9 protein-coding genes are annotated in these 9,528 nt (G+C 43.9%); 5 read left to right on the top strand and 4 right to left on the bottom strand.

The features are described 5' to 3' along the window. Positions 1-171 precede the first annotated feature (171 nt). The 4 genes from PSE7429_RS18795 to acsF all read left to right on the top strand — a co-directional run bounded on the left by PSE7429_RS18795 (position 172) and on the right by acsF (position 4,054). The gene (locus PSE7429_RS18795) at positions 172-900 is read left to right on the top strand and encodes a biliverdin-producing heme oxygenase (protein ID WP_009628912.1); all 729 of its coding nucleotides are present in this window, start codon (positions 172-174) and stop codon (positions 898-900) included. A 119-nt stretch (positions 901-1,019) separates the two neighbouring features. Next, positions 1,020-2,420, top strand: a complete 1,401-nt coding sequence (hemN, locus tag PSE7429_RS18790) for an oxygen-independent coproporphyrinogen III oxidase (RefSeq protein ID WP_009628911.1) — start codon at positions 1,020-1,022, stop codon at positions 2,418-2,420. 51 nt (positions 2,421-2,471) lie between these two features. Beyond that, the gene (locus tag PSE7429_RS18785; RefSeq protein WP_009628910.1) at positions 2,472-2,921 is read left to right on the top strand and encodes a bacteriohemerythrin; all 450 of its coding nucleotides are present in this window, start codon (positions 2,472-2,474) and stop codon (positions 2,919-2,921) included. 56 nt (positions 2,922-2,977) lie between these two features. After that, entirely contained in the window at positions 2,978-4,054 is a 1,077-nt protein-coding gene (gene acsF, locus PSE7429_RS18780; protein ID WP_009628909.1) for a magnesium-protoporphyrin IX monomethyl ester (oxidative) cyclase, read from the top strand. A 55-nt stretch (positions 4,055-4,109) separates the two neighbouring features. On the opposite strand, the gene PSE7429_RS18775 is transcribed toward acsF, so the two are convergent. Further along, on the bottom strand, positions 4,110-4,535 hold the full coding sequence (locus PSE7429_RS18775) for a gamma-glutamylcyclotransferase family protein (RefSeq protein ID WP_009628908.1): 426 nt from the start codon (positions 4,533-4,535) through the stop codon (positions 4,110-4,112). Between the two features lie 296 nt (positions 4,536-4,831). On the opposite strand from PSE7429_RS18775, the gene PSE7429_RS18770 reads away from it, so the two are divergent. Next, entirely contained in the window at positions 4,832-6,718 is a 1,887-nt protein-coding gene (locus PSE7429_RS18770; RefSeq protein WP_009628906.1) for an AAA family ATPase, read from the top strand. Between the two features lie 102 nt (positions 6,719-6,820). Here the strand turns inward: PSE7429_RS18770 and PSE7429_RS18765 are convergent, their stop codons facing one another. From PSE7429_RS18765 to PSE7429_RS18750, 3 genes are all read right to left on the bottom strand, one after another. Further along, positions 6,821-7,111: a hypothetical protein gene (locus PSE7429_RS18765; protein ID WP_009628905.1), complete on the bottom strand. Its 291-nt coding sequence runs from the start codon at positions 7,109-7,111 to the stop codon at positions 6,821-6,823. 221 nt (positions 7,112-7,332) lie between these two features. Continuing rightward, positions 7,333-8,163 (bottom strand): hypothetical protein, encoded by an 831-nt coding sequence (locus PSE7429_RS23870; RefSeq protein ID WP_144052541.1) that lies wholly within the window; start codon positions 8,161-8,163, stop codon positions 7,333-7,335. Positions 8,164-8,649: 486 nt separating this feature from the next. Beyond that, positions 8,650-9,363, bottom strand: coding sequence for a DUF3386 domain-containing protein (locus PSE7429_RS18750; RefSeq protein ID WP_009628902.1), 714 nt, complete (start codon positions 9,361-9,363; stop codon positions 8,650-8,652). Positions 9,364-9,528 lie beyond the last annotated feature (165 nt).

The raw sequence follows: 9,528 nt of genomic DNA, 5'->3' as shown, positions 1-9,528 counted from the left end.
AAGCGTTGCGAAGCAACGCTTTCAAAAATTTCCTTGGTTTGGGTTTGAGCGCAAAGCGCTGTAATTATGCTGAGGTACTTAGCTCTTTCGGTGCGATACAAAACTTTGCTTGACATTATATATAGGTATAAGGATTAGGATGCAGGCATGAAGTTAAGCAAGTAAATGCCGATGACTAGTTACCTAGCTACCCGTCTACGCGAAGGCACACAACAATCGCATACTGCTGCCGAGAATACTGCATTTATGAAGTGCTTTTTAAAGGGGATTGTCGAAGTCGTTCCCTTTAGAAAACTATTAGCTAATCTTTATCTTGTGTATAGTACGCTTGAAGCAGAATTAAAACACCATTTGCATCATCCGATCGTCGGTCAAATGTACTTCCCAGAAATTGATCGCCAGTCGAGCCTAGAACGGGACTTGGCTTATTATTATGGTGAAGACTGGCGATCGCAAATTGTTCCATTGGCGGCCGGACAGGTTTATGTTGATCGCATTCTCGAACTCTCCAAGACCGATCCTGCCTGTTTAATTGCCCATTCCTACACGCGTTACATGGGCGATCTTTCGGGTGGACAGGCTTTAAAACATATTATCCGTTCAGCTCTGGATTTACCAAGCGATCGCGGTACGGATTTCTATGAGTTCGAGCAATTGCCAACTATTGAGGCAAAGAAAATTTTTAAAGAGAAGTATCGCCAAACCTTAGACGCTCTTGCTGTGGATGAGGAAACGATCTTGAGAATTGTTGCCGAGGCAAACTACGCCTTTACCCTCAATCGGAATGTGGTCAACGAGTTAGAAGCCGATCTCCGAGCCGTACTCGATCCCCATATCTTTGAACTACTCACCAAACAGGATCGGGTCGGTAGCACCGAGCGTCACAGTCATGCCGCTTGAGACAAATCAGCGAAAACAATCCTATTAAGCTTTCGAGATTCCCAAAATGGCGTAGCCATCATTGAGATTGGCATAACCAATATAAAAAATATAGTATAAAAAATATAGAGATTGAGTGGATGAGCAAATTATCGCAAACAGTTAAATTCGATCTTAATTTATTACATAAATACAATCAACCCGTACCCCGATATACTAGCTATCCACCTGCAACGGAACTCAGCGAAGATTTTAATTCCCTTGATTTTCGGGGCGCGATCGCCTTGGGAAATTTACAAAACACCCCCCTATCCCTCTATGCCCATATTCCCTTTTGTGATGCTCCCTGCTACTTCTGTGGCTGCAATACCGTAATTAGTCAGCGTAAGGAAATTGCGGAGCCTTATTTAGATTACCTCACGCGCCACATTGCCCAAGTTGCCGCTACGGTAAATCGCGATCGCCTTGTACAGCAAATGCATTGGGGTGGCGGTACGCCCAATTATTTTTCCTTTGATCAAGTGGAACGTCTATGGGACTGTTTGCACGGTCATTTTACCTTCGCCCATGATGCGGAAATATCTATTGAAGTCAATCCGCGATCGCTAACTAAGGAATATTTGCAAGGATTAAGGAATCTGGGTTTTAATCGCATTAGTTTCGGTATCCAAGATTTTAATCCCCAAGTGCAAGAAGCGGTTAATCGCATTCAGCCCGAAACTATGCTTTTTGAGGGAATGCAATGGATGCGTGAGGTCGGCTTTGAAGGAGTGAATGTCGATCTGATCTATGGATTGCCCTATCAAACCTTAGAGACATTCCATGAAACCTTAGAAAAAACGATCGCCCTCGATCCCGATCGCATTGCCGTATTTAATTTTGCCTATGTGCCTTGGTTGAAGCCCTTACAAAAGAAGAAGATTTCCCCAGAAACCTTGCCTTCTCCCGAAGATAAACTGCAAATCATGGAAATGACGATTGAAGTTTTAACCCGTCATGGTTATGTATTCATCGGCATGGATCACTTTGCTAAACCCGATGATGAATTGGCGATCGCTCAACGGGAAGGAAATTTGCATCGGAATTTTCAGGGTTACACTACCAAACCTGAGTCCGACCTCCTCGGTTTTGGCATGACTTCGATCAGTATGCTGCAAAATGTTTATACCCAGAATCATAAGGGAATACAGGACTTTTATAAAGCGATCGATGCGGGAAAACTACCCATCGAACGCGGAGTCACCCTCAATGCCGATGATATCTTGCGCCGTTCCATTATTATGGAATTAATGTGTCAATTTGAACTATCCCAGCAAGAGATTGAAGCAAAATATCACTTAACCTGCGATCGCGATTTTGGTAAATACTTCGCTCCAGAACGTGTGAAACTGCGCCAGTTAGAGGCTGATGGCTTAATTGAACTGAGACAGGATCGCATTGAAGTTAAACCTGCGGGAAGATTGCTCATCCGTAATATTGCCTCGGTGTTCGATCGCTATCTCCCTAAAAACGAGAAGGGTAAATTCTCGCAATCGATTTAAATCGGTAACCCTAAAATCTCCCTTTCCTTCATTCCCTCACTCATCAAGTTCATGACCACTACTTTAACGAACCCGATCGCTTGTTGGCAAGAGAAATACCTCACTGGCAATCTACAGGTTGACAGACAGCATCAGCAAATCTTTGAGATTGTAAATGCGCTCCATGAGGCTGTAGTTGCGCGGGAAAGTATTTATCGATTGCAAGAGTTGTTGGAATATCTGGCAACTCACACCATCGAGCATTTCCAATCGGAAGAGTCGCTGATGATGGCAGTGGACTATCCCGACTACGATCGCCATAAACAAAACCACGATCGTCTACTCTCTGTCGTTGATAGTTTACTATTGCAAATTCACGATTGCCACACAGTAACCATCACCACCGACATCACGCAATTTCTCACGGACTGGTTGACACATCATATTAAAGGCGAAGACCGAAAAATGATTCATTTTCTCCAAAATAGGGCTTACAGCGCTTTGTGCTCAAATCCAAACTAATTAATACTTTAATACTTTAATACTTTAATACTTTAATACTTTGATACTTTAATACTATGGTTTCCATTCAATCTCGCCCCGAACCTGAACTTCTGCGCGATGGCATTAAGGTTCCTGTTAAAGAAACTCTACTAACACCAAGGTTTTACACCACGGACTATGATGCTGTCGCCAAAATGGATGTCTCTTCCCAGCAGGCTGAACTAGAAGCCGTGGTCGAAGAACTGCGCACGGATTACAATCGCTATCACTACAAACGCGATGATGAGTTCTTGCAGTCTTGGGAACATATCGATGGTGAAACTCGTGCGACTTTTATTGATTTTCTCGAACGCTCTTGCACTTCAGAATTTTCGGGCTTTCTCCTGTTTAAAGAGCTATCGCGTCAACTTAGCGATCGCAGCCCGCTCTTAGCTGAAGCCTTTAACTTGATGGCAAGGGATGAAGCTCGCCATGCGGGGTTTCTCAATAAGGCGATGAAGGATTTCCATCTATCGCTGGATTTGGTCAATATGACCAAGAAGCGGAGTTATACCTTTTTTAAACCTGAATGGGTGATCTATTCTGTCTACTTGTCAGAAAAAATTGGCTACTGGCGCTATATTCTCGTTCACTATCATTTACAGAAACATCCAGAAAATCAGTTCTATCCTCTTTTTAAATATTTTGAAAGTTGGTGCCAAGATGAGAATCGTCATGGCGATTTCTTTAAGGTTTTATTGCGATCGCAACCAGCGCTATGGGGTACATGGAAAGCGAAACTATGGGCGCGTTTCTTTTTGTTAACGGTATTTGCCACCCATACTATCACCGTATTTGAACGGGCGGATTTTTATAAATCGATTGGTTTAGACGCGCGTGAATATAACAAGCAAGTGGTCATTAACACCAACAATACCGCCATTAGTGCGTTTCCTGCGGTACTGGATACCAGTCATCCCGAATTTTTCCCTAGACTAGAGAAATGTGTTGATTACAATTTCAAGCTGATGGCAATTGATAATAGCGATCGCCCCCAATGGATTAAAAAACTTCAAAAAATACCGCTCTTCATCGCGATTTTCTGGCAGTTGCTATTGGTATATCTGCTCAAGCCTATTGACGCTGAGTCACAACGTGGCAAAGTTCGTTAATTATTTTCAGCAGAGAATGGCGGCGCATAGCGCCGCCATTCTCTGCTTTTGTTTTTTAATTATGCCCAGTCCAACATCCATCAAGTTGAGGGACACCACCAAACTTGGTGATTTGCTCCAAGGTCATGAAATATGCCCATGCCGAGGTGAGCAAATTTCCTTCCAAATCAAAAGTTTCTATCTCATAGCGATTATATGCATTCTCAGAGGCAGTGCGATCGCTTTGATAATCTTCTAGATCGTCAAGGGATTCTAAGATACTAGCCTCCGCGAAGGAAAGTAAGTAACCATGAATTTGCCGATCGCCCAAAATCATCGCAGGATAACCCATCGGCAAAGAAAACAATTCCCCATAGGCGATCGCCTGTCGCTCGGCGATCGTTTTACCCGCACAATATTGAGCATAATTCTCTTCATTGGGTTTGAGAGTGCCATAGACAAAAACATGGCATAGTTTGGGAATGGAAATATCTGCTGTCATAGTTTTGTCATAGTTTTGTCATAAAGCTGTCTTACAAATGGTCGCGCAAATGGTCGCGTTTGTAAGTAGTTTGGCATAATTAAAACCCAAAGCCAGAGCGCGTACTGCCCGATCTCTGGCTTTGGCTTAGCTACTTAGTCGCTTGTAGCCACCCAGTGAAGCCAAAACTTGCTTCTACTTTATGCTGATGCGATCGCCCCTTAATCAGCATTAAAATCAACGCTAACATAGAATATAGTCACCTCGCCCAAAATCATCAAGAGATCGATCGTCTAGATCGATAGGAAATAGCATCGATGAGCAATGATAGAGATAGTTTTAAGGATAAATTTGCTTTTAAAGTAGAAGGTTTAGAATCTTTAGTAGATGATGTCAAGCAGTTACTAAACCTCGATCAACTCATCGATCTTGCTCAAAAACTAGAAGAGAAGCAGCAATCTGGCGAAATTCGGACAGAAGTAAACATCACCTCTCGCCCACTATCCAGCATCCCCCGACGCGGTAATATTCCCCGTTCTCGCGTGACTACCGTATCGGGTAGCGATCGCGAAGTCGCTTCTCCCGATATCGTTAAGCCCGAAAAGGATCACCCCACCAACGAAAAGCCGCAAGCGATCGCTGAATTAGTAGGTGGTTTAGGCGATATTTTAGCGCAGCTTCGGGATCTGGTCGAAATCCCCCTAAAACGTCCTGATATTTTAGCTCAGTTGGGATTAGAAGCACCCAAGGGCGTTTTATTAGTCGGCTCCTCAGGCACGGGCAAAACCCTAACTGCGCGATCGCTAGCCCATACCTTGGGCGTAAATTACATGGCGATCGTCGCGCCAGAAATCCTTAGTAAATACTATGGTGAAGCGGAAACTCGCCTGCGCCAAATTTTTGAAAAAGCCGTCAAGTCTTCTCCCTGTTTGATTTTCATTGATGAAATCGATGCCCTCGTTCCCAATCGAGCAAATGTGGAAGGAGAAGTGGAAAAGCGCTTGGTGGCTCAGTTGTTGGGCTTAATGGATGGGTTTGCCGAAACCAAGGGGGTAATTGTGTTAGCGGCAACCAATCGCCCCGATGCGATCGATCCTGCTCTCCGCCGTTCGGGAAGATTTGATCGCGAGATCGTTTTTCCCGTACCCGATCGCTCTGCGCGTCGCGAAATTCTCTCAATCCATACGCGATCGATGCCTTTGACTGAGGATGTCGATTTAGATGATATTGCGGATCGGGCCCATGGGTATGTGGGCGCAGATATTAAGGGACTTTGCCAAGCCGCTGCAACCAATGCCCTGCGGCGGCAGGTAGCCAGTCTTGCGGAGATTCCTGATCGTCTAGATGTCGATCGCGAAGATTTTGAGGTGGCGCTGAAACAAATCAAACCTGCGGTCTTGCGATCGCTGCAAATTCAGGTTCCTAAAGTCCAGTGGTCGGAAATCGGCGGACTCGCCAAGGTAAAGCAAACTCTGCAAGAAGCTGTAGCAGGGGCTTTAGTCGATCCCGCCCTTTATGCCCATACTCTTGCTAAGGCGACCCGTGGTGTACTGCTCTATGGTCCTCCTGGAACGGGCAAAACCTTACTCGCCAAAGCGATCGCCACCCAAGCGCAAGCAAATTTTATTGCCGTTGCAGGTTCGGAACTATTGACTAAATGGGTAGGAGCTTCAGAGCAAGCGATCAGACAGTTATTTGCCCAAGCCCGTCAAGCCTCTCCCTGTGTAATTTTTATTGATGAAATTGATACCCTTGCCCCCGCTAGAGGTAGCTATCAAGGCGACAGTGGAGTGAGCGATCGCGTAATCGGTCAGTTACTCACAGAACTCGATGGCTTGCAATCAACAGAAGGGTTATTGGTGATTGCGGCAACCAATCGACGCGATTTTATCGATCCCGCCTTGCTGCGATCAGGACGCATCGAACTACATCTGCTCGTAGACTTGCCTGATCCCGATAGCCGCAGTTCTATTTTGGCTGTGCATAATCGCGATCGCCCCCTAGCCGCTAGTCTCGATCTTCAACTTTGGGCAAAAAAGACTGAGAACTGGAATGGAGCCGATCTAGCCTTTCTTAGCAATCGGGCGGCGATCTTTGCGATACGTCGCTATCAACGCAGTGATGTGAGTTTATTGGCAGATTTACAGATTACACATGAAGATTTTGAGCAGGCTTTTGCCGAATTAATATCCCAGCGCAATTAATCACGCATAATTAAAAAAACAAAACCAGAGAGCGTACCGCCCGCTACGCGGGCGGTACGCTCGTCTAGGTTTTAAGTTTACTTATGCCTAGCTACTTAGTCCTTAATACTCAAATACCCAAATTGCCCAACCTTTGGGAATAACTGTAATTATGTAATCGGCAGAAAGACGGCTAGTCAATTTTTCTACTTCTGACCAATTATTGCTAGCGCGAAATAGGCTGTAGATATTACCGTTATAAGCGATCGCAGGGACGGGCTTATCGAAGTCTTCAATCTTAATATGTTGGTATTTAATTTCCGCAGGCACGATTACCAAGTTTGATTTTTTCCCCCCTAATCGAAATAGCTCACTTTCATCTAAAGTGTCGATTTGTTTTTTTTCAGCATTCATAATATTTTCCTACTCTAACTTCAGTTTATCTCATAGCTACAGCGATGGTTCTATTAGCGACCCATTAGTTATTCTAGTTAGGCGAGTTGTAAAACGCCGCCCTTACTTACAGCGCTTTGCGCTCAAATGCAAACCAAGAAAATTTTTGCAAGTGTTGCTTTGCAACACTTGCAAAAATTTTCTTGTGGTTCTTTTGATCAAAAATTGCTGTAGGAATAGCCTTAGTTTGAAATAAATTCCTGTAACTCAGACATGGCTTTTTGTACATCGATCGCAATTTGTAAGGTCGTATTAAAAATATGACCATATTCCTTAGCCCGTTCATTGATCGAGATCGCGGTAAAAGCATTCAAATCAATGTCAAAGCGATCGGGATGAAACTCAGGATGTTCTCGTAAAATCCGCTCGGTTTTAAGCGCTCTCACAATATCATTACGAGTCATCCGTAAAGCTGCGATCGCCAATTCTCTAGACTCTAATTTAATGGGATTTCCTGCATCTTGCAGGCGATCAAAGACATCAATATGTCGAATTGTTTGATTGCACTTTTCAACTTCCTTAAATAGACGTAAAACTATTAGGGGAATTCCCTTTTGCCGCTGACGATTTTTATTTTCTTGCCATTGTTGCACAATCAATCGCATCAACAACAAAGCCAAGATTCCACTAACAATAGCTAAGCCAAGACATAACAACACTACGCCCAAGGGGGCTCCAGTCAAAACATAAAGGGAATAGATTGCTGCACCAAAACCAACCAAAGAAAATAGCATCGTTACTTCCGCAAACTCAATCGCTAGACTCAACATCCCCAAGACTAAGCTGATCAGCAAAATAATTCCCGCAATTCGTAACGGGGGTAAAAAAATGCTTGTAAAGGAAATGAAGTTAATCACCATAATCGCCAAAGCGATCGTGCGTTGGAGCTGCATCTGCTTTGGCGTTAACTTAGGTCGCTGTAAAATTTGCTGGCAAGGAAAGCCTGTCAATTCCAACAATTCTGCTTCTGAAATTAATAACCTTTCTAGATCGGCTCTCATATTTTGTGCCACCGTCTTAGTTGTTATAGCTTTATTACAGCCTTATTACAGCCTTATTAAGTAGCTAAGCATAATTAAAAACCAAAACCAGAGAGCGTACCGCCCGCTACGCGGGCGGTACGCTCTTCTAGGTTTTAAGTTTACTTATGCCTAGCTACTTAAAGTAAATTATCATTAAAAAATCTGACGATAATTTTAATGATAATTTGCTGTTACTAGTCATGTTAAGACAAAATCAAACCCTAAAAGAGATGGGCGATGCTTTGCATCGCTCATCTCTTTTAGGGTTTACAGCAATTATCGATCAAACGAACCACAAGGAGATTTTTGAAAGCGTTGCTTTGCAACGCTTTCAAAAACCTCTTTGGTTTGGGTTTGAGCGCAAAGCGCTGTATGTCCTAGTACAATTGGTGACAGCTATATCTAAGAGATGAGTGGCGGCGCGAAGCGCCGCCACTCATCTTTTGGATTACGCAAAACTTGCTGTAGGTAAATTTACTAGCCCAATAGCTGAATATCGCTAAAGATAATTTCGTAGTTTTTCGTTTGACCTTGTTCGTGGGATTGCACGACTTGTTTGGTCATTACATAGTAGTTACCCAACTTCTCGTAGGTATCTTCAAAACGAGCCTGACGTACGATCTCATTGGTCATAGGATTGCGGAAGACCGCAGTATACAGAGAAGACACATAGCCTTCACCAGTATCTAAATGTCCGAGGTGATTGATCGTAAAACCAATTCGTCCCATGACACGGCTGACCATCGAGATCTCGTTACCACGTACTTTATAGTTTGATCCCATCGAATCACCTGTCACCAAAATTTCGACAGATCCAGATTCGTCGGTTTCCCCAAGACTAAAGGATGATTTTCCGTGGGCATCTTCAAAGCTCTTGCGTTTGCGGTGTGTTACCACATCACGCAATTGGTTGTAGAGCCATTCCTGACCTTCATCAACAGATACGGTCTTTTCTTCGCCGCTAGGAGTACGGGTAGTACGTTCGATTAATAGAGGCTCGTCCATACTCACCTCGACGGACAAATCTTGAGCGATCTTCGCCTTGCCAGTTCTCGCCACGCCATCAATTGCTACGGATACATTGGCGGTCATGCCAGGAAAATTAGGATCCCATGTATAGCGGTTTTCGTAAGCAGCCTGAAATAGATCGCGGGCGCTAGTATCGGGCTTAATATCGGTTGTTGTAACCATTTTTCTAAAAGTATTGAGTTAAGTATAAGGTATCTCTCTATTTTACGTTCTGCTAGGCGGGGAGAGATAATGGTTTTGTGAAATGAGGGTTGCTACATCCCATGGATTGCTAATCCTAACGTGAGTTCTGGATAATTTGAAACGGGCTTGGAGAAAGGGTTTGCG

The organism is Pseudanabaena biceps PCC 7429 (assembly GCF_000332215.1).
GTDB lineage: Bacteria > Cyanobacteriota > Cyanobacteriia > Pseudanabaenales > Pseudanabaenaceae > Pseudanabaena > Pseudanabaena biceps.
Note: the sequence above shows the minus strand (reverse complement) of the source record. Positions and strands in the feature narration are given on the sequence as shown.

Bases quoted from the DNA above. Each gene is read 5' to 3' on its own strand.
- PSE7429_RS18795 (WP_009628912.1), top strand. From the start codon at position 172: ATGACTAGTTACCTAGCTACCCGTCTACGCGAAGGCACACAACAATCG.
- hemN (WP_009628911.1), top strand. From the start codon at position 1,020: ATGAGCAAATTATCGCAAACAGTTAAATTCGATCTTAATTTATTACAT.
- PSE7429_RS18785 (WP_009628910.1), top strand. From the start codon at position 2,472: ATGACCACTACTTTAACGAACCCGATCGCTTGTTGGCAAGAGAAATAC.
- acsF (WP_009628909.1), top strand. From the start codon at position 2,978: ATGGTTTCCATTCAATCTCGCCCCGAACCTGAACTTCTGCGCGATGGC.
- PSE7429_RS18775 (WP_009628908.1), bottom strand. From the start codon at position 4,535: ATGACAGCAGATATTTCCATTCCCAAACTATGCCATGTTTTTGTCTAT.
- PSE7429_RS18770 (WP_009628906.1), top strand. From the start codon at position 4,832: ATGAGCAATGATAGAGATAGTTTTAAGGATAAATTTGCTTTTAAAGTA.
- PSE7429_RS18765 (WP_009628905.1), bottom strand. From the start codon at position 7,111: ATGAATGCTGAAAAAAAACAAATCGACACTTTAGATGAAAGTGAGCTA.
- PSE7429_RS18750 (WP_009628902.1), bottom strand. From the start codon at position 9,363: ATGGTTACAACAACCGATATTAAGCCCGATACTAGCGCCCGCGATCTA.